Below are 19466 nucleotides of genomic sequence, written 5' to 3'. Positions count from 1 at the left end.
CGAACCTCCAGGAAGGCGGGCAGCAGGATCAGGAGCGGCGCGTGGCGGTATCCGGACTGCGCAGCAGACGTTCGGGAAAATAGCATAGCCGACCCTGCGGCGGCTCATCGAACAGGCTGATGGGACGCTCGAAGCCCTCCGCCAGCAGCTCCACCAGCATCATGGCCGAGAGCCCCCAGATCACCTGGCCCTGGGTGTGGTAGCTGGGCACGTAGTGGGGGCGTCCGTCGACCGGGATCACGTCGGTATGGTGACGGCGGTCCTCGAGGAACAGCTCGAGCGGCACCTCGAAGATGGCGTCCAGCTCGGCGGGGTCGGGCGTGAGCGGCAGGTCCGGCGGGATCAGCCCCACATAGGGCGTGACCAGAATGCCGTGCAGCGAAATCACGTCCGACAGGCGGCCGAGCAGCTCGACCCGCTCCGGCGGCAGGGCGATCTCCTCGTGGGATTCACGCAGCGCGGTGAACAGCAGGTCGCGGTCGTCCTCCTCGCGCTTGCCGCCGGGAAACGCCACCTGGCCGCTGTGCGTATTGAGATGCCCTGCACGGCGGGTGAACAGCAGCGTCGGTTCGGGGCGCTCGACGATCGGCATGAGTACCGCGGCACGCGGCATGTCGAGGCGCAGATGGCGGGGCTCGTGCGCTTGCAGGCGCTTGCGAAGTTTCTCTAACATGGGGTTTCCGTCGGGTTTGATTCCTTCTACCCGGGGGCCTTTGCCGACGTCAAGCCTGCCAGGGAGACTCATGAACTTCTGCAGCCACTGTGGCCAAACCGTGCGTTTCGCGATTCCGGCAGGAGACGATCGGCCCAGGTACTTGTGCGACGCCTGCGGTTCGATCCACTACCAGAACCCGCGCATCGTGGCCGGCACGCTGCCGGTGAGCGGCTCGCGCATCCTGCTCTGTCGCCGCGCCATCTCGCCGCGCAAGGGCTACTGGACCCTGCCGGCGGGCTTCATGGAGAACGCCGAGACCACCGTGCAGGCGGCGGCCCGCGAAACCTGGGAAGAGGCCTGTGCCGAGGTCGATATTCATGGACTCTACACCCTGATCAACCTGCCGCACATCAACCAGGTCTACATGATGTTCCGCGCCGAGCTCACGGGCGGCTTTTCCGCCGGCCCGGAGAGTCTCGAAGTGGCCCTGTTCGAAGAGCACGAGATCCCCTGGGACGAGCTGGCCTTCCCCACCATCGAGCGCACCCTGCGCCATTTCTACGCCGACCGTGGCGATGGCCATTATCCCCTGCACATCAGCGACATCACCGCCGAAGATCGCGAACGCTACTTTGGCTCTGCATGACGAGGCTTCGCTTGAGGGGCTTTGCATGATTGGGGTTCGGCCTGATGGGCAAACGACAAGGAACGGGTGACGTGGACAAGTTCGAGCTGAAGCTGGACCAGGCGGCCCGTGCGGCGTGGCTCTCCTACGTGGGCGGGCGCACCCAGGACGAGATCGCCAGCCAACTGGGGGTGTCGCGCCCCGGCGTGCAGCGGCTGCTGGCCCTGGCGCGCCAGGAGGGGCTGGTCAAGGTGCATATCGACCACCCGCTGGCCAACTGCATGGTGATGTCGGATGCCATCCTCAAGCGCTTCGGGCTCGAGTTCTGCGATGTGGTGCCGGCCGACCCGGAAGCTCCCGAGAGCAGCGCCCACTACCTGGCGGTGGCCGGGGCGGAGCGCCTGGCGAGGTTGATCGAGCGCTCCGAACCGCTGACCCTTTCGCTGGGTACGGGCCGCTCGGTGCGCGCCACGGTGGAGGCGCTCAGCCGCATCGAGCGTCCCCAGCACCGCTTCGTCTCGCTGGTGGGCAACGTCGCCCGCGACGGCTCCGCCAACCGCTACGACGGGGTGATGGTGCTGGCCGACAAGACCGGCGGCGAGCGCTTCCTGCTGCCGGCGCCGGTGGTGGCCGGTTCGGTGGAGGAGAAGGCGGCGATGCTCGGCCAGCGCCTGTTCCAGGCCATCGTCGAGGTCGCCAAGGAGGCCGAGGCGGCCTACATCGGCGTGGGCCGCATCGACCGCCAGGCCACCCTGTTCCAGGACCACTTCATCAGCGAGGCCGAGCTCGACGAACTGCTCAGCCGCAACGCCGTGGGCGAGCTGCTCGGCTGGCCGCTCGACCGCAACGGCGCCGTCATCGAATGCTCGATCACTCGCCGCGTCACCAGTCTGCCGCTGGAGATGTTCCGCCATCAGACCCTGGTGGCGCTGGCCGGTGGCCGCGACAAGGGGCCGGCGATTCTCGCTGCGCTGCGCGGCGGCTGGCTCAAGGGGCTCATCACCGACGAGAGTGCCGCACGCTTCATCCTCGAAAGCGAAGGGCTTTCCTGACCCGATTCGACCTGGCTTAACCTAAAGTCTAAGGGCCTTGCCTTTGCCTTTTGCTGCGTGCTGTCCGATCATTTGATCGTCAGATGAGTAAATGATCAAAACAGCGACTCCCGGCACCCAACAACAATTTCCGGCACCCAACAACAATGCCCCCAGCGGGCACGCCAAGCACACAGGAGCCCGACATGAAGTTCGCCTACGCCTTTCCCCTGGCCGGCCTGGCAGCCGCCTTCGCTACTGCCGCCCAGGCCGAGACCATCACCGTGGCCACGGTCAACAACAACGACATGGTGATCATGCAGAGCCTGACCAGTGCCTTCGAGGAGGCGCATCCCGGCATTCGGGTCAACTGGGTGGTGCTCGAGGAGAACGTGCTGCGTCAGCGCCTGACCACCGACATCGCCACCGACGGCGGCCAGTTCGACGTCATGACCATCGGTACCTACGAGGCGCCGATCTGGGCCGAGCGCGGCTGGCTGGTCGCTCTCGACGACCTGCCCGAGGCGTATCAGGCGGAGGACCTGCTCAAGCCGGTGCGCGACGGCCTCTCCCATAATGGCTCCCTTTATGCGCTGCCGTTCTACGCCGAGAGCTCGATGCTCTACTACCGCACCGACCTGTTCGAGGAGGCCGGCATCGAGATGCCCGAGCAGCCGAGCTGGGAGGAGGTGCGCGAATGGGCGGCCGAACTCCACGACCCCGCCAATCAGCTGGCCGGTATCTGCCTGCGTGGCAAGCCGGGCTGGGGCGAGAACATGGCCTTCGTCTCCACCCTGGTGAATACCTTCGGCGGGCGCTGGTTCGACGAGGAGTGGAATCCCGAACTCGACTCGCCGGCCTGGCAGGAGGCCATCGGCTTCTACGTCGATCTGCTCGGCAACTACGGCCCGCCGGGAGCCAGCTCCAACGGTTTCAACGAGAACCTGGCGCTGTTCTCCCGCGGCAACTGCGCCATGTGGGTCGACGCCACCTCGGCGGCAGGCAAGCTCTACAACCCGGCAGAATCCCAGGTTGCCGATCGCCTCGGCTTCGCCCCGGCGCCGGTGGCCGAGACGCCCAAGGGCGCGCACTGGCTGTGGTCCTGGGCGCTGGCCATTCCCGCCTCTTCGGAGAAGCAGGAGGCCGCTCAGACCTTCCTGACCTGGGCCACCTCGCAGGAGTACATCGAACTGGTCGGCGAGACCCAGGGCTGGACCAGCGTGCCGCCGGGTACCCGTGAGTCCACCTACGCCAACGAGAACTACCAGCGTGAGGCACCCTTCGCCGGCTTCGTGCTCGATGCCATCAACAGCGCCGATCCCACCGACTCGACGCTGGAGCCGAGCCCCTATGTCGGCGTGCAGTTCGTCGGCATTCCCGAGTTCCAGTCGATCGGTACTCAGGTGGGCCAGACCATCGCCGCGGCGCTGACCGGCGATACCGACGTCGAGCAGGCGCTGCAGAACGCCCAGCGTGCCACCGCGCGTACCATGCAGCGCGCCGGCTACTGAGCCGCGCCACTCGTCTGCCGTCGGGGTAGTGCCCGGCGGCCAACCTCGCGACCTTTCGTGGTGAAGCTATGAGCAAGACACGCGCCTCCGGGCGTACCGTCGGCGGATTGCGCTCGCTGTCGCTGCAGGCGCCTGCGGTCACGCTGCTGCTGCTGTGGATGCTGGTGCCGCTGGGCATGACCGTGTGGTTCTCGCTGCAGCGCTACAACCTGCTGATGCCGGAGATGGTCGGCTTCGCCGGCCTCGAGAACTACGAGTTCCTGTTCACCGATCCGGCGCTGTGGCGCGCCATGGGCAACACCCTGGTGCTGGTGGGCTCGGTACTGACCATCACCGTGGTCGGCGGCGTGCTGCTGGCGGTGCTGTTCCAGCAGGAGTTTCCCGGTCGCGGCATCGCCCGGGTGCTGGCCATCTCGCCGTTCTTCGTCATGCCCACGGTCAGTGCGCTGGTGTGGAAGAACATGATGATGCACCCGAGCAACGGGGTGCTGGCGTGGCTCGCCGGGGTGTTCGGGCTGCCTGCGGTGGACTGGTTCTCGGCGTTGCCGATGACCTCGATCATCATCATCGTGGCCTGGCAGTGGCTGCCGTTCGCGCTGCTGATCCTGCTCACCGCCATGCAGTCGCTGGACGAGGATCAGGTCGAGGCGGCACGTATGGACGGGGCAGGGCCCATCGCGGTGTTCTTCTACATCACCCTGCCGCATCTCAAGCGCGCCATCAGCGTGGTGATCATGATCCAGATGATCTTCCTGCTGACGATCTTCGCCGAGATCTACGTCACCACCTCGGGTGGCCCGGGGCTCGCCACCACCAACCTGGCCTTCCTGATCTACATGCAGGCGCTGCTCGACTTCGACGTCGGTCTGGCCTCCGCGGGCGGGGTGGTCGCCATCATCCTGGCCAACATCGTCGCCATCTTCCTGGTCCGGCTGGTGGCCAGGAACCTGGAAAGCTGAGGCGAGGAGCCGCTCATGACCACACTCAAGACCAAGGTGCTGCCGGCCGATGGCCATCTGGCCGCCACGTCCAGCGGAGCGCGGGCCCGCCATACGCCGCTGATGCCAAGCGCCGGAATGCGGCGGGTATGGCTCACGCTGCTGGGCTGGGGCATTGCGCTGATCATCTTCTTCCCCATCCTGTGGATGGTGCTGACCGGGTTCAAGACCGAGGCCGAGGCCATCGCCGACCCCAGCCTGATCTTCACCCCGACACTGGAGAGCTACGTCGCCGTGCAGGCCCGGGCCGACTACTTCAAGTTCGCCATGAACAGCGTGGTGGTGGCCTTCGGCTCGACCCTGCTGGCGCTGCTGATCGCCATTCCCGCCGCCTATGCCATGGCCTTCCTGCCCACCCGGCGCACCAAGGCCACGCTGCTGTGGATGCTCTCCACCAAGATGCTGCCGCCGGTGGGGGTACTGGTGCCGATCTACCTGATCTTCCGCGACCTGGGCCTGCTCGACACCCGCTCCGGGCTGATCATCGTCTACACCCTGATGAACCTGCCGATCGTGGTATGGATGCTCTACACCTTCTTCAAGGACCTGCCGCGGGACATTCTCGAGGCGGGGCGCATGGACGGGGCGAGCACCTTCCAGGAGGTGGTCTACCTGCTGCTGCCGCTGACCCTGCCCGGCATCGCCTCCACCGGGCTGCTGTCGGTGATCCTGAGCTGGAACGAGGCGTTCTGGAGCCTCAACCTGACCTCCTCCAACGCCGCTCCGCTCACCGCCTACATCGCATCGTTCTCGAGCCCCGAGGGGCTGTTCTGGGCCAAGCTCTCGGCCGCCTCGACCATGGCCATTGCGCCGATCCTGATCTTCGGTTGGCTGACCCAGAAGCAGATGGTCCGCGGCCTCACCTTCGGCGCCGTCAAGTAACGAGGTTTCCCCATGGCAACGCTACAACTGCACGACATCGTCAAGCGCTTCGACGACACCGAGGTGATCAAGGGCGTCGATCTGGAGGTCAACGACCGCGAGTTCGTGGTCTTCGTCGGCCCCTCCGGCTGCGGCAAGTCGACTCTCTTGCGCATGATCGCCGGTCTCGAGAGCGCCACCAGCGGCGACATCCTGATCGACGGCGTACGCATGAACGAGGTCGGCCCCGCCGAGCGCGGCCTGGCGATGGTGTTCCAGAGCTACGCGCTCTACCCGCACATGACCGTCGAGGACAACATGGGCTTCAGCCTGAAGCTCGCCGGGGTGCCCAAGGAGGAGCGCCGGCGCAAGGTGCGCGAGGCGGCATCTATCCTGCAGCTCGAGCCGCTGCTCGAACGCAAGCCCAAGGCGCTCTCCGGCGGGCAGCGCCAGCGGGTGGCCATCGGCCGCGCCATCGTGCGCAACCCCAGCATCTTCCTGTTCGACGAGCCGCTCTCCAACCTCGACGCGGCGCTGCGGGTGCAGATGCGCATCGAGCTGGCGCGCCTGCACGAGGAGCTCGACGCCACCATGATCTACGTCACCCACGACCAGATCGAGGCCATGACCATGGCCGACAAGATCGTCGTGCTGCAGGGCGGCGTGGTCGAGCAGGTGGGCTCGCCCATGGAGCTCTACCACCACCCGCGCAACCGCTTCGTGGCCGGTTTCATCGGCTCGCCGAAGATGAACTTCCTGGAAGTGGAGCGGGTGAGTGCCGCCGCTACCGGCGTCGAGGTGCGCCTGCCCGGCGGCGATACCTGCACGGTGCCGGTGGACGGCAGCGGGCTCGACGATGATGCCCTGACCCTGGGCATTCGCCCCGAGCACCTGCAGCTCGACCCGCAGGGCCCGCTCACGGGGCGCATCGAGGTGATCGAGCGCCTGGGCGGGGTGACCTCGCTCTACGTGCGCATGCAGGACACCCTGGTCACCGTGAGTGCCGACGGCAACGTCGACAGCCGGGTCGGCGACAGCCTGCGGTTCGGCTTCGAGCGCGACTGCGCGCACCTGTTCGACGGCGAGGGATTGGCGCTACCCAGCCTTGCCCGACATCCCCTGGCCGGGCTCAACCGCCAGGACAACCGTGCCCCGGCCGCGGCGGGTCGCCTATGAACGGGACAGGCATGGAAACGCTGATCTTCGACTGCGACGGCGTGCTGGTGGACAGCGAGGTAATTGCCGAGGCGACGCTGTTGCAGCAGCTCGGCCAGTTGCTGCCGGACATTCCCGAGGGTGTCGCGCTGCGCCAGGCGCTGGGCATGACCACCGGGGCGATTCTCGAGCGATTGGAGCGGCAGAGCGCCCATCGCCTGCCCGCCGACGCGCTGGAGCGTATCGACGGCGCCATCGAGGCACGCCTGGCCAAGGAGCTACGCGCCGTCGAGGGCGTGGCGGATACGCTGGCCGGCATCGAGCTGCCGCTGGCCATCGTCTCCAACAGCCGGCGTCGGCGGGTGCTGGCTTCGCTGGCCGTCACGGGGCTCGATGCCCGGCTGGGTGAGGTGCCGCTGTTCACCGCCGACGAGGTCGAACGGCCCAAGCCGGCGCCCGACCTCTACCTGTTGGCGGCGCGCCGCATGGGGCGGGCGCCGGCCGATTGTCTGGTGGTGGAAGACAGCGTTTCCGGGGTCACCGCGGCCCACGCCGCCGGCATGACAGTGATCGGCTTCACCGGTGCCAGCCACATCGAGGAGGGCCATGTCGCACGATTGCTGGAGGCCGGGGCGTGGCGGGTGCTGCCGGCCATGCATGGCCTTGAGAGCTTGATTCAGCTGTGGCGTGAACGGCGACGTGCCGGTGCAAAGGCGGCCACGAATGAAACCAACGAGGAAACCCCGAGATGAAACTGCAGGATAAGGTGGCGGTGATCACCGGCGGCGCACGCGGCATCGGCCTGGCCATCGCCGAGCGCTATCTCGCCGAAGGGGCCCGGGTCGCCGTGGCCGATATCGACGTGACGGCGGTGGAGGAAGCGGTGGCCGGCCTGCGTCCGCTGGGCGCCGAGCGCGTGATGGGCGTGCGCCTGGATGTCTGCGACCGCGACTCCATCCAGGCGGTGGTCCAGGCGGTCACCCAGCATCTCGGTGCCATCGATATACTGGTCAACAACGCCGCGGTGTTCGATATGGCGCCGGTACTGGAGGTGAGCGAGGCGAGCTTCGATCGCCAGTTCGCCGTCAATACCAAGGGGCTGTTCTTCACCCTGCAGGCGGTGGCGCAACATATGGTGAGCCGCGGCCAGGGCGGGGCGATCATCAACATGGCCTCCCAGGCGGGGCGTCGCGGTGAGGCGCTGGTGAGCACCTACTGTGCCACCAAGGCGGCGGTGATCAGCCTCACCCAGTCCTGCGCCCTCGACCTGATCAAGCACGGCATTCGGGTCAACGGCATCGCGCCAGGCGTGGTCGACACGCCCATGTGGGACGAGGTCGACGCGCTGTTCGCCCGCTACGAGGGCCGCCCGCTGGGCGAGAAGAAGCGCCTGGTCGGCGAGGCGGTGCCCTATGGGCGTATGGGCAAACCGGAGGATCACGCCGGCGCGGCGGTATTTCTGGCCAGCGACGATAGTGAGTATGTGGTCGCTCAGACAATCAATGTCGATGGTGGCAACTGGATGAGCTGAAAAAATGAATCCCAATATCCACGATATGGCGGTGCGTTTATTGGAGGCTGCCGAGAACCGGCAGCGCTTCATCGTCGCCCTGGCCGGGCCGCCGGGGGCGGGCAAGTCGTTCCTCTCCGAGTGGCTGTGCCGCGAACTCAACGAGCGTCAGGCGGGCATTGCCGCCGTGGTGCCGATGGATGGCTATCACCTCGACAACGCCATTCTCGAACCGCTGGGCCAGCTGCCGATCAAGGGCGCCCCGGAGACCTTCGACCCCGACGGCCTCAGGCACGATCTGGAGCGCATTCGCCGCGCCGACCGGAGCGTGGCGGTGCCGGTGTTCGATCGCCCGCTGGATCTGGCTCGGGCCGGCGGTCGGCTGATCGCCTCGACACACCGCATCGTCATCGTCGAGGGCAACTACCTGCTGCTCGACCGCGACCCCTGGCGCGAACTCCACTCGCTGTTCGACATGACGCTGCTGCTCGAGGTGGCCGACGAGGTGCTCGAGGCGCGCCTGATCCAGCGCTGGCTGGGCATGGGCCAGGACCACGAGGGTGCCATCGACAAGGCGCGAAACAAGGACATGCTCAATGCCCGGCTGATCAAGCGCGAGTCCGTCGCACCGAACCTCTACTGGCGCTGACCCGCGACTCATCCGGACCGCCAATCCATTTTTCGTTCATTGCCGCCTGCGGCAAGGAGTGCCCCTATGCCTGTTCTCAGCAACGCCACGCTCTCTCAGCTCGATTCGCGGGTGGCCGTGCCGCGCTACGACCGCCGTAAGGTGACGCCGGGTATCGTGCACATCGGCGTCGGCGGTTTTCATCGCGCTCACCAGGCCATGTATCTCGATGCGCTGATGAACTGCGGCGAGGCGCTGGACTGGGGCATCGTCGGCGTTGGCGTGATGCCCGGCGACCGTCGCATGCAGGAGGTGCTGGCCGCTCAGGATCATCTCTACACCCTGGTGGTGAAGCACCCCAATGGCGAGCGTGAGCCGCGGGCGATCGGTGCCATGCTCGACTACCTCTACGCCCCCGACGACCCCGAGGTGGTGGTCGAGCGCATGGCCGACCCCGCCATTCGCATCGTTTCGCTGACCGTCACCGAAGGCGGCTACAACTTCCATCCGGTAACCGGAGAGTTCGATCTCGCCAACTCCGACGTGCGCCATGACCTCGACTCTCCCGCAGCGCCGCGCACCACCTTCGGTCTGGTGGTGGAGGCGCTGGCTCGCCGTCGTGCGCGAGGCCTGGCGCCGTTCACGCTGATGTCCTGCGACAACATCCAGGGCAACGGCGAAGTCGCGCGGCGCATGTTCGTGGCCTTTGCCCGGGCCCGCGACCCGGCGCTGGCCGAATGGATCGAAGCCGAGGTGCCGTTCCCCAATGCCATGGTCGACCGCATCACGCCGGTGACCCAGGCGGTCGACATCGAGGAGCTCGCCGGCGAGTTCGGCGTCGAGGATGCCTGGCCGGTGGTGTGCGAGCCCTTTACCCAATGGGTATTGGAGGATCATTTCATCTGCGGCCGGCCGGCGTTCGAGCGGGTCGGCGTGCAGGTGGTGGAGGACGTGGAGCCTTATGAGCTGATGAAACTGCGCCTGCTCAATGCCAGCCATCAGGCGCTGTGTTACTTCGGCACTCTCGCCGGTTACCGCTATGCCCACGAGGTGTGCCGCGACCCGCTGTTCGTCGACTTCCTGCTCGGCTACATGCGCCACGAGGGCAGCCCGACCCTGGCCCCGGTGCCCGGAGTGGACCTCGAGCATTACCGCCTGACCCTGATCGAGCGCTTCGCCAACCCTGAGATCAAGGACACCCTGGCGCGGCTGTGTGCCGAGAGCTCCGATCGTATTCCCAAGTGGCTGGTGCCGGTGATTCGCGAGCAGCTGGCAAAGGGGGGCGAGATCCACCGCAGCGCGGCGGTAGTCGCAAGCTGGGCGCGCTACGCCGAGGGCCTGGATGAGCAGGGCGAGCCCATCACCGTGATCGACCGCCTCAGGCACGAACTGGCTGCCCTGGCCGCCGAGAACCGCACGCGGCCCGCTGCCTTCATCGAGAACCGCGAGCTGTTCGGCGACCTGGCCGAGCATGAGCGCTTTCGCCAGGCCTACCTCACGACGCTGGCGAGCCTGCACGAACGCGGCGCACGCGCTACGCTTGAAACGCTGGTCGGGGAGTGAGGAGTGGTGGCATGTACATCGGGGTGGATTGCGGCACCCAGAGCACCAAGGTGGTGGTGGTCGACGTCGAGGGCGAGGCGATCCTCGGCGAGGCGAGCCGCGCCCATCGCCTGATCGAGGGTGACAACGGTCGCCGAGAGCAGCAGCCCCAGGAGTGGATCGAAGCCTTTCGCGGCGCCTTCGACGAGGCCGTGACTCGGGCCGGCATCGAGCGCCATGCAATACGCGCCATCGGCGTTTCCGGCCAGCAGCACGGCATGGTGGCGCTCGACGCCGAGGGGCTGCCGGTGCATCCCGCCAAGCTGTGGTGCGATACCGAGACGGCGGCGCACAATGCCGCCCTGGTGGCGCGCCTGGGAGGCACGGCAGGCTGCCTCGAGCGGCTTGGCCTGGTGCTGCAGACCGGCTATACCGCCTCCAAGATCGCCTGGCTGCGCGATACCAATCCATGTGCCTACCGCCGTATCGACAGCGTGCTGCTGCCCCACGACTACCTCAACTTCTGGCTCACCGGTGACAAGGTGACGGAGGCGGGCGACGCCTCGGGCACCGGCTACTTCGATACCCGCACCCGCCGCTGGCGCCATGACGTCTTCGCTGAGATCGCCCCGGAGCTCGATCCGGAGCACGTACTGCCGCGGCTGATCGATTCCCGCGAGCCCGCCGGCACGCTGCGTCCGGAGGTGGCCCGTGGGCTGGGGCTGGGCGAGGGCGTGCTGGTGGCGAGCGGTGGCGGCGACAATATGCTCGGCGCCATCGGTACCGGCAATATCGCCCCCGGCATCGTCACCCTGAGCCTCGGCACCTCGGGCACGGTGTGCGCCTATTCGCCCGACCCGGTGCGCGCCGAGAGCGACATGGTAGCCAACTTCTGCGCCAGCCACGGCGGCTGGCTGCCGTTGGTCTGCACCATGAACGTGACCTCCGCCAGCACCCTGGTGCGCGAGCTGTTTGACCTCGACCTGGCCGCCTTCGGCGAGCGCCTGGCCGCGGCGCCGATCGGCGCCGAGGGGGTGACGGTGCTGCCGTTCTTCAACGGCGAGCGGGTACCGGCGCTGCCGCACGCCACGGCCAGCTTCCTGGGGCTCGACAGCCGCAATCTGACCCAGGCCAACCTGTGCCGGGCGGTGGTGGAGAGCGCCACCTTCGGCCTGCGCTATGGCCTCGAGCTGCTAGGCCCGCTGGCCGCCGGCGCCAGCCAGATCCGCCTGATCGGCGGCGGAGCGAAAAGCCCGGTGTGGCGACAGATGATGGCCGACGTGACCGCAACCCCGGTGATCTGTCCTCAGGTGACCGATGCCGCGGCGCTGGGTGCGGCGCTGCAGGCGGCCTGGTGTGATCGGCACGATCTCTCACTGGGTGAACTGTGCGAGCGCCTGGTGCACCTCGACGACGCCTCGCTGGCCGAGCCGAAGGCGGCCAGTGTATGGGCTTACGAGACGGTCTACGCCCGCTATCGCGAGGCGCTGGCCCAACATCATGGCGTACCGGTGGACTGAGATCCGGGCTCGGTTCACGCTGCCTAGAAGGTCTCCAGTCTCCACACGTCGAAGGCCGGTTCCTCGTAGGGGTGCGCGGCACGCAGGGCCGCGACGGCATCGTGGATGAGCGCGTCCTCGCACACCATCTCCACTTTTACCTCCTCGACCTTTTCCAGGTCACCTACCTGACCGATATGCGGGCTGGCGCCGTCCAGCGGACGAAACTGACCGGTGCCGCGGGTCTCGAAACAGCACGCCTCGTAGTCGCCGATGCGCCCGGCGCCGGTGACGAATACGGCTTCCTTGACGGCCTCGGCGTCCTCCAGAGGTACGAAGAAGGCAAGCTTGTACATCAGCGTCTCCCTGTCACGATTTTGGTGGCTTCCGTTCCTTCTTTTTGCCACAGCTGGCAGGCAGCGTCAGCCCCTTGGCTGTCACAGAGGCGCAGTGAAAAAAAATACTTGTCCAATAACTGTACAGAAACTATTGTCTGTATAGGGTTGGGCTCGTTCATGACGCACCGCCCTATACGTACACACTGAGGAAATGACCCGATGAAACCGATTCATGTGGTAGCCACGAAGTGGGTGGGAGCAGGTTTGGTTGGCCTCATGCTGGCGGGTGCCGTCCAGGCCGGCAGTCATGGAGACAAGCAGGACATCGTGGACACCGCCGTGGCGGCGGGGCAGTTCGAGACCCTGGCCGCCGCGCTGGAAGCCGCCGGGCTGGTGGAAACCCTCAAGGGCGAGGGCCCCTTCACCGTGTTTGCTCCCACCGATGAGGCCTTTGCCGCGCTGCCCGAGGGCACCGTAGAGAGCCTGCTGGAGCCCGAGAACATCGAGCAGCTGCAAGCCGTGCTGACCTACCATGTGGTGGCGGGGAAAGTCATGGCCGAAGAGGCCATGAGTCTGGACAGCGCAACCACCGTTCAGGGCCAGGACATCACCATTACCACCGCCAACGGCACGGTAATGATCAATGACGCCACCGTGATTCAAGCCGATATCGAGGCAAGCAACGGCGTCATTCACGTCATCGACAGCGTGCTGCTGCCTGAGTGATCACAGCCAGCCCTTGCTGTGTCCAGCTTGCCACCCTGCGGGGTGGCTTTTTTGTATTCGGCAGTCGTTCACGGACGTCGGCGTCCTTCGCCAGCATGGCGCAGTATGACCTCGTAGGCGGCGTGTTTCAGTTTCAGCGCCGCGTCCCAGTCGCTTCCCTGGGGCTCGAGAGCGGCACTGACCTGCACCGTCACCTTGCCCGGATGGGGTCGCCACTCCTTGCCTCGCAGCAGCTGCCGCGAGCCGGTGATGGCGACCGGGATCACCGGCACGCCCGCATGCGCTGCGGTGAGAAAGGCGCCTGTGTGGAAGTCGCCGAGTCCGGGCTCGGCGGTGAAGGTGCCTTCCGGGAAGATGGCGAGAATGTCGCCGTTGGCCACTGCTCGTTCGGCTTGATGCATGTCCTGTTCCGCCTGGCGCGGGTCGAAGCGCTCGACGAACAGCGCCCCCATGCGAGTCAGTGGCAGTCGGGTTGTCGTGCGGCTCTCCAGCTCCTCCTTTGCCAGGTAGCGCACGCTGCAGGGCAGGGCCGCGGTGAGAATCAGCGCATCCAGGTAGCTGGCATGATTGGCCACTATCACGCCGGGGCGCTCGCGCGGGAGGTGCTCGAGGCCATCTACCTCGACACGGATGCCGGCCAGCCGAGCCATGGCCCGGCAGACGTAATGAGCGACGCGCCAGCGCCAGGCGAGCCGCGGCAGCGGGAGGCCTGCCAGGGCAAACAGCGTGAAACCGACTCCAAACAGTGACCAAGCGTAGAGGTAGTAGGTCCAGTAGCCCGCCGCCGATAGCCCCTGGCGTGCGCGTCCGGCCCACGCACGCAGCGTCAGCTTGATCACCTGACGCCATACCGGAAGCGGCTTTTCGCCCAGGCGGCCCAGGCGATAGACGTCGCGGGTCGCGGCGCGCCGGATCTTGCCGCTGGAGGTCTTGAGCACACTGTGGGGCGGCACCAGGCGAATATCGTCGGCCGGTACGTTGACCACATCCACCACCGTGTCGGCTATGACACGGCACAGCTCTTGGCGCTTGGCCGGGTCGTCGATTCGGGTTTCCGCCACCACCACCAGCGACTCGCTGCCGGTCGTCGGGTCGGGGTCGCCGAACACCGCCACGCAGCCTCGGCGCACGCCTTCCAGCCGGCCTACCGCGGTCTCGATGTCGTAGGGGTAGAGGTTGCGCCCGCCGCGTACCAGCATGTCCTTGCGTCGCCCGCTGATATAGAGATCGCCATTGGCCAGGTAGCCGCGGTCGCCGGTGCGTAGCCAACCGTCGTGGTACAGCTTCTCGCTCTCCTCGGGATTGTCGAAGTAGCCGCTAGTGGCGGAGGGGCCGCGGAACTCGAGATCGCCCTCCTGGCGCTCGGTGAGCTCATGTCCCTCGGCGTCGACGATGCGCAGGGCATAGCCGGGCAGCGGCGGACCGCAGTTGACGAAGGGCTGTGCTGCCGCCGGGTCGCTTTCGGGGCGTGCCTCGCCGCTGGAGGCGAAGCGCTCACGGTTGATCCGGTCGATCACCAGGCCGCGGCCCGGCCGGGCCACGCAGAGGCCAACCGCCGCCTCGGCCAGGCCATAGACCGGCATCAACGCTTCCTGCCTCAGGCCGCAGGGCGCCAGCCGTTCGGCGAACTGCTCCATGGTAGTGGCACTGACCGGCTCGGCGCCGTTGAAGGCGACCCGCCAGCGGCTCAGGTCTAGGGCCTGGACCCGCTCCGGGGTAATGGCCCGCAGACACAGCTCGTAGCCGAAGTTGGGGGCGCCGGAGATGGTGCCGCGATGACGGTCGATCAGCTCCAGCCAGCGCAGCGGGTGCGACAGAAAGGCCAGCGGCGACATCACCACCAGCGGAATGCCGTAGTAGAGGCTGGCCAGCCAGGCTGCGATAAGACCCATGTCGTGGTAAAGCGGCAGCCAACTGACGAAGACATCGTCCGGCGCGGCTTCCAGCCGTTCGCCCATGGCGCGGATGTTGGCCAGCAGCTGGGCGTGAGTGAGCTGCACCCCCTTGGGGTCGCCGGTGCTGCCCGAGGTGTATTGCAGCAGCGCCAGGCTCGAGGCGCTGGGGGCGCGGGGAGCGACCGATGCAGAGGGTGCGTCGAGCTCCGCCAAGGTGATGACATGGCGCAGGTGCGGTGCCTCGGCATGCAGCAGATGCGCCACCTTGCGTGCCTCATCGACGGTGATCAGCATCTCCGCGCCGGCATTGCTCAGGATGCGCCCGTGGCGCCGAAGGTGTTCCTCGAGCTGGGAGGGGCGGGCCGGAGGGTAGATGGGAACCGGAACGGCGCCTGCACGCAGTATGCCGAGGAAGGCGAAGAAGTAGTCGGGTGAGGTCGGCAGCATCAGCGCGATGCGGTCGCCATGACGGATGCCGCGCGCCGCCAGTGCGGTGGCGATGGCTTGCGCCTCCCGGTTCAGTTCACCATAGCTGAGAACTTGCGGCTCATCCCCATCGCCGTAGACATAGAGGTGAGTGCGATCCGGATGGCGCTGCAAGTGCCAATCCATGGCGGCATTGAGGGTTTCCGCGTCGCTCGGTTCGCCGCCTGGCTCGGCTTCATCGGCATTGGCTGCTTTACGTTTCGTCGATACGGACTCCGCCGCGACCCGGCATGACGAATCCGCCGTGGAAGAGCGCAGCAGCTGTAACAAGGTGCTGGGGGTCTCGGCCAGCAGTGCCGACTCGGGCAGGCGGATACCGAACTCCTGCTCGATACGCAGCAGCAGCTCGGAGCGGGCTAGGCTGTCCAGGCCCAGGTCTCGATCCAGGCGCGATTCCAGCGAGACCCGCACATTGTCGCTGCGGTCGGGCCGGATCTCCTTGACCAGCGCTTCGAGCAGCGACAGCAAGCGCCGCTCGATCTTTCTGTCTGCCATGTCATGGCTGTCGTCGTGCTTCACCATACGTCACCTCTGTGGGTGCCCTTGGGCAATGGACTCCGGCATGGCATGGTTTCTCCCTTACTGTAGTCATCTACTGTAGTGGTTCTGAGCGGTTGTCCAGATCAGGCGGTGAAGGAGAGGGGGCAATGGATCGAAAACTTGCGCTGTTGCTGGAAGCACGAGGTCTCTCGCCCCGGGGGGCGCTACGTCCGCTTGGCGGCGGCGACATGGCGGCCGTCTACTGGCTGGAAACGGACCAGGGAGCGGTGGTGGCCAAGCAGGACGATGCGCAGCGCCTGGCCGGTGAGGTGGACGGGCTGCGGGCGCTGCGCGAGGCGGGGAGTTCGCTAAGGGTGCCCGAGGTGCTGGCGCTGGGCGACGGCTGGCTGGTGATGGAGGCACTGCCCACTGGGTCGCGTTCGCCACGCTCTTCCGCCGCGCTGGGCGAGGGGCTGCGCCAATTGCATGCGCATACCGTGAGCGAGCACGGCTGGCCTCGCGACAACGCCTGTGGCCGTACGCCCCAGCCCAATGCGCCCATGGCCGATGGGCGAGCCTTCCAGCGCGAGCGTCGCCTGCTGCCGCTGGCCCAGGCCTGCCACGCCCGCGGGCTGCTCGACGCCTCCTTGCGCCGCCGTATCGAAGCCGTGGCGCTAGCGCTGGAGAGCTGGCTTCCCGATGCGCCGGCGAGCCTGCTGCACGGTGACCTCTGGTCCGGCAACGTGCTGCACACGCCCCAGGGGCCGGCGATCATTGATCCTGCGGTGTATCGCCACTATCCCGAGGTAGACCTGGCCATGCTGACGCTGTTCGGCTCGCCCTGTGATGCCTTCTTCGAGGCCTACTGGGGCGGTGATGAGCCGGGCGACTGGCCGCGCCGTGAGGCCCTGTTCCAGCTCTATCCGCTGCTCAATCATCTGCTGCTGTTCGGCGGCGGCTATCGGGGCGGTGTGGAGCGCGCGGTAGCTGCGGTCGAATCCGGCTAGTGAGGATCGTTTCATTCAAGGGTACGTTTGAATCACCTTGCCGAGAGCAGTGAATAGTACATACACTTGTGTATGTTATTGTGCTCAAGGAAGAGAACACTATGAATCGCGGCATTGGCGGTTTCATGCGCAGTATCGCCGTTGGCTGCTTGCTGGCCACGCCGGCGTTTGCCAGCTCGGGCGTCGTGACGCTACAGGTGGACAACGACGGCATGGTCAGCAGCGACGACGACCATTACACCTCCGGGGTAGAGCTGCACTGGACCCAGGCGGTCTCGCCGCAGCACTGGAGCCAGCGCATCACCCATGGCTTGCCCGGCGTATGGCTCGGCTCGGTGGATGCCATCAGTTATCACCTGAGCTATCGCATGTACACGCCGGTGGAGGTGGAGCGCCGCGATCTGATCGAGGAGGACCGCCCCTACGCCGGTCTGATCCTGGGCGGCCTGGCGCTGTACGGACGCGAGCCGCTGAGCGGTGCCTGGCACCGAGAAGAGGCATTCCAGCTCGACCTCGGCGTGGTCGGCCCCGTCACCGCAGCCGACAGCGTTCAGCGCGAGGTACACCGTTTCACCAATAGCCAGCGTCCTCGCGGCTGGTCTCACCAGTTGGGCAACGAGCCCATCCTCAACCTGGGCTATCGTCGCCACTGGTGGCAAAGCCATTCGCTGGGGTGGCTGGAGATGCAGCACGGTCCCGGTGCGTCGGCGTCTCTCGGCAACCTGTTGGTTCAGGCCGGCGGGGGCTACGGCCTGCGGCTCGGCCGTGGGCTGGATGCCAGCATGGGCTGGCCCTCCCTGAGCATCGAGCGCGGCGGCTATCGACAGGTCGCCACCTCGCCGGGCAGCGGCTGGAATCTCTTCGCCGCGCTGCAGGGGCGCTACGTGGCGCACAACCTGCTGCTGGACGGCAATACCGTGCGCGACAGTCATTCGGTCGATCGTCGCGAGTGGGTCGGCGACGCCGTTGTCGGTGTGGCGCTGACCTGGGAGCGCTGGGAGGTGAGTCTGGCCCACGTGTGGCGCAGCAAGGAGTTCGAGGAGCAGCAGAACAGCACCGTGCATGGCGCGCTGTCGCTGAGCTATCGGCTGTGAGGGGAGACGCTGGCCGCCTGGGCGGCCAGCGTGATCCCGCTTACCAGGCCTTGTAGGGCAGGAACTTGCCGTTCAGGGTAAGCAGTACGCGGTCCCCCTTGGGGTCCTCGATCTTGTCCATTTCCATGGTGAAGTCGATGGCGCTCATGATGCCGTCGCCGAACTTCTCCTGGACCACGTCCTTGAGGGTCTCGCCGTAGACCCCCACCACCTCGTAGAGGCGATAGATGAAGGGGTCCTGCGGAATCGCTTCATCCCAGGCCTTGGTGGGGAAAGCCGTAAGGGCGTCAGCGACCTCGGTGTCGACCTCGAGCACATCGCACAGCTTGTGGGCTACCTCCCGGCTGGCGCTGTTCATGCCGTAGCAGGCCGAGGCGGTCCACACCGGCGACATGCCGATGGCACTGCCGATATCGTCCCAGCTCAGCTTCTTGCGGGCCTTGGCGGCGAGCAGGGTGTGGCGCATTTCGAGCTTATCCATGATGTTTCTCCTTGGCGCTGAGGTTGACCAGCTTGGGTGAGGCGGATGCCGGCGCATCGGCCTTGTGGTACGTGGCCGGGGCGCTTGCCTCGGCGACGGGGTTGACCGGCCGTGGATAGTGCAGGCCGCGTGAATCCTGGGGGAGCGTGCGCAGGTCGCTGGCGCGATTGACCAGGAAGTCGACCAGGTAATTGCGCAGGGTGTAGAAGTGCGGATGCTTGACGATCTCGCCGCGGGAGCGCGGCCGCGGCAGATCGATCTCAACCGCCTCGGCGATTCGCGCCTCGGGACCGTTGGTCATCAGGAAGATGCGATCGGCCAGCAGGATTGCCTCATCCACGTCGTGGGTGATCATGAACACCGTCTGACGATCCTGGCTCCAGATCTTGAGCAGCTCGTCCTGGATCACGCCGCGGGTCAGGGCGTCCAGCGCACCGAAGGGCTCGTCGAGCAGCAGCAGCTCAGGCTTGGTGGCGAAGGCCCGGGCGATGCTGACCCGCTGGCGCATGCCGCCCGAGAGCTGGGCCGGCTTGCGCGTGATCACCTCCTTGAGCCCGACCATCTCCAGGTAGTGCAGGCTGTGTTCGGTGACCTGGCTCTCCTTCCACTCGGGCCAGCGGGCACGCACGCCGAAACGCACGTTCTCCAGTGCCGTGAGCCACGGCAGCAGGCTGTAGTTCTGGAACACCACGCCGCGCTCGAGGCTGGGGCCGTCGATCTCGCGGCCATCCATGATCATGGCGCCGTCGCTCACGCTGTCGAGCCCGGCCAGGGCGTTCATGATGGTCGACTTGCCGCAGCCGGAGTGGCCGATGATGCAGACGAACTCGCCCTTCTGCAGCTGGAAGCTGACGTTCTCGAAGACCGTGAGATCCGCGCTGCCCTTGCTGCCGGGAAAGCGCTTGGCGGCCTGTTGAACTTCCACGAAGGCATGACTCATGGCG

At 66.6% G+C, this 19466-nt stretch carries 19 protein-coding genes; 14 read left to right on the top strand and 5 right to left on the bottom strand.

Annotated features, from left to right (window positions below; all coding sequences use genetic code 11):
• Window positions 1–28: 28 nt before the first annotated feature.
• Window positions 29–673, bottom strand: coding sequence for a CoA pyrophosphatase (locus HOP53_RS07915; RefSeq protein WP_234253023.1), 645 nt, complete (start codon window positions 671–673; stop codon window positions 29–31).
• Between the two features lie 70 nt (window positions 674–743).
• Here HOP53_RS07915 and HOP53_RS07910 point away from each other — a divergent pair, with 70 nt between their 5' ends.
• The 11 genes from HOP53_RS07910 (at window position 744) to xylB (ending at window position 12036) form a co-directional block, all read left to right on the top strand.
• On the top strand, window positions 744–1301 hold the full coding sequence (locus HOP53_RS07910) for an NUDIX hydrolase (protein WP_234269510.1): 558 nt from the start codon (window positions 744–746) through the stop codon (window positions 1299–1301).
• Window positions 1302–1372: 71 nt separating this feature from the next.
• A complete protein-coding gene (locus HOP53_RS07905; protein ID WP_234269509.1) occupies window positions 1373–2332 on the top strand; it encodes a sugar-binding transcriptional regulator in 960 nt (319 codons plus the stop codon).
• 185 nt (window positions 2333–2517) lie between these two features.
• Window positions 2518–3822 carry an ABC transporter substrate-binding protein gene (locus HOP53_RS07900; protein ID WP_234269508.1) on the top strand — a complete coding sequence of 435 codons (1305 nt, stop codon included), beginning with the start codon at window positions 2518–2520 and terminating at the stop codon, window positions 3820–3822.
• A 68-nt stretch (window positions 3823–3890) separates the two neighbouring features.
• A complete protein-coding gene (locus HOP53_RS07895; protein ID WP_086511130.1) occupies window positions 3891–4781 on the top strand; it encodes a carbohydrate ABC transporter permease in 891 nt (296 codons plus the stop codon).
• Between the two features lie 15 nt (window positions 4782–4796).
• A complete protein-coding gene (locus HOP53_RS07890; protein WP_422666859.1) occupies window positions 4797–5702 on the top strand; it encodes a carbohydrate ABC transporter permease in 906 nt (301 codons plus the stop codon).
• 12 nt (window positions 5703–5714) lie between these two features.
• Window positions 5715–6857, top strand: a complete 1143-nt coding sequence (locus HOP53_RS07885) for an ABC transporter ATP-binding protein (protein WP_234238344.1) — start codon at window positions 5715–5717, stop codon at window positions 6855–6857.
• An 11-nt stretch (window positions 6858–6868) separates the two neighbouring features.
• Window positions 6869–7588 carry an HAD family hydrolase gene (locus tag HOP53_RS07880; RefSeq protein ID WP_234269507.1) on the top strand — a complete coding sequence of 240 codons (720 nt, stop codon included), beginning with the start codon at window positions 6869–6871 and terminating at the stop codon, window positions 7586–7588.
• Complete coding sequence (locus tag HOP53_RS07875; protein WP_234238343.1) at window positions 7585–8367, top strand: L-iditol 2-dehydrogenase; 783 nt, start codon at window positions 7585–7587, stop codon at window positions 8365–8367. Before HOP53_RS07880 ends, HOP53_RS07875 begins: the two co-directional genes overlap by 4 nt.
• Before the next feature lie 4 nt (window positions 8368–8371).
• Window positions 8372–8995, top strand: coding sequence for a nucleoside triphosphate hydrolase (locus HOP53_RS07870; RefSeq protein WP_234269506.1), 624 nt, complete (start codon window positions 8372–8374; stop codon window positions 8993–8995).
• Window positions 8996–9061: 66 nt separating this feature from the next.
• A complete protein-coding gene (locus HOP53_RS07865) occupies window positions 9062–10537 on the top strand; it encodes a mannitol dehydrogenase family protein (RefSeq protein WP_234269505.1) in 1476 nt (491 codons plus the stop codon).
• 11 nt (window positions 10538–10548) lie between these two features.
• The gene (gene xylB / locus HOP53_RS07860) at window positions 10549–12036 is read left to right on the top strand and encodes a xylulokinase (protein ID WP_234269504.1); all 1488 of its coding nucleotides are present in this window, start codon (window positions 10549–10551) and stop codon (window positions 12034–12036) included.
• 23 nt (window positions 12037–12059) lie between these two features.
• Here xylB and HOP53_RS07855 read toward each other — a convergent pair whose 3' ends face one another.
• Window positions 12060–12371: a YqfO family protein gene (locus HOP53_RS07855; RefSeq protein WP_234269503.1), complete on the bottom strand. Its 312-nt coding sequence runs from the start codon at window positions 12369–12371 to the stop codon at window positions 12060–12062.
• Between the two features lie 201 nt (window positions 12372–12572).
• Between HOP53_RS07855 and HOP53_RS07850 the strand changes: the two genes are divergently transcribed.
• Window positions 12573–13079: a fasciclin domain-containing protein gene (locus HOP53_RS07850; protein WP_234269502.1), complete on the top strand. Its 507-nt coding sequence runs from the start codon at window positions 12573–12575 to the stop codon at window positions 13077–13079.
• A gap of 68 nt (window positions 13080–13147) precedes the next feature.
• On the opposite strand, the gene HOP53_RS07845 is transcribed toward HOP53_RS07850, so the two are convergent.
• A complete protein-coding gene (locus tag HOP53_RS07845; protein ID WP_234269501.1) occupies window positions 13148–15982 on the bottom strand; it encodes an AMP-binding protein in 2835 nt (944 codons plus the stop codon).
• Window positions 15983–16107: 125 nt separating this feature from the next.
• On the opposite strand from HOP53_RS07845, the gene HOP53_RS07840 reads away from it, so the two are divergent.
• The gene (locus HOP53_RS07840; RefSeq protein ID WP_234269500.1) at window positions 16108–16947 is read left to right on the top strand and encodes a fructosamine kinase family protein; all 840 of its coding nucleotides are present in this window, start codon (window positions 16108–16110) and stop codon (window positions 16945–16947) included.
• 101 nt (window positions 16948–17048) lie between these two features.
• Entirely contained in the window at window positions 17049–18041 is a 993-nt protein-coding gene (locus tag HOP53_RS07835; RefSeq protein ID WP_234269499.1) for a lipid A deacylase LpxR family protein, read from the top strand.
• Between the two features lie 40 nt (window positions 18042–18081).
• Here the strand turns inward: HOP53_RS07835 and cynS are convergent, their stop codons facing one another.
• Both cynS and HOP53_RS07825 read right to left on the bottom strand, forming a co-directional pair.
• Entirely contained in the window at window positions 18082–18522 is a 441-nt protein-coding gene (gene cynS, locus HOP53_RS07830) for a cyanase (protein ID WP_234269498.1), read from the bottom strand.
• Window positions 18515–19462 (bottom strand): ABC transporter ATP-binding protein, encoded by a 948-nt coding sequence (locus tag HOP53_RS07825; RefSeq protein ID WP_234269497.1) that lies wholly within the window; start codon window positions 19460–19462, stop codon window positions 18515–18517. The genes cynS and HOP53_RS07825 overlap by 8 nt, the downstream gene beginning before the upstream one ends.
• Window positions 19463–19466: the final 4 nt, after the last annotated feature.

This window comes from Billgrantia ethanolica (genome assembly GCF_021404305.1).
In the GTDB taxonomy this organism is placed as follows: Bacteria; Pseudomonadota; Gammaproteobacteria; order Pseudomonadales; family Halomonadaceae; genus Halomonas; species Halomonas ethanolica.
This window is presented reverse-complemented; position numbering and strand designations above follow the sequence as displayed.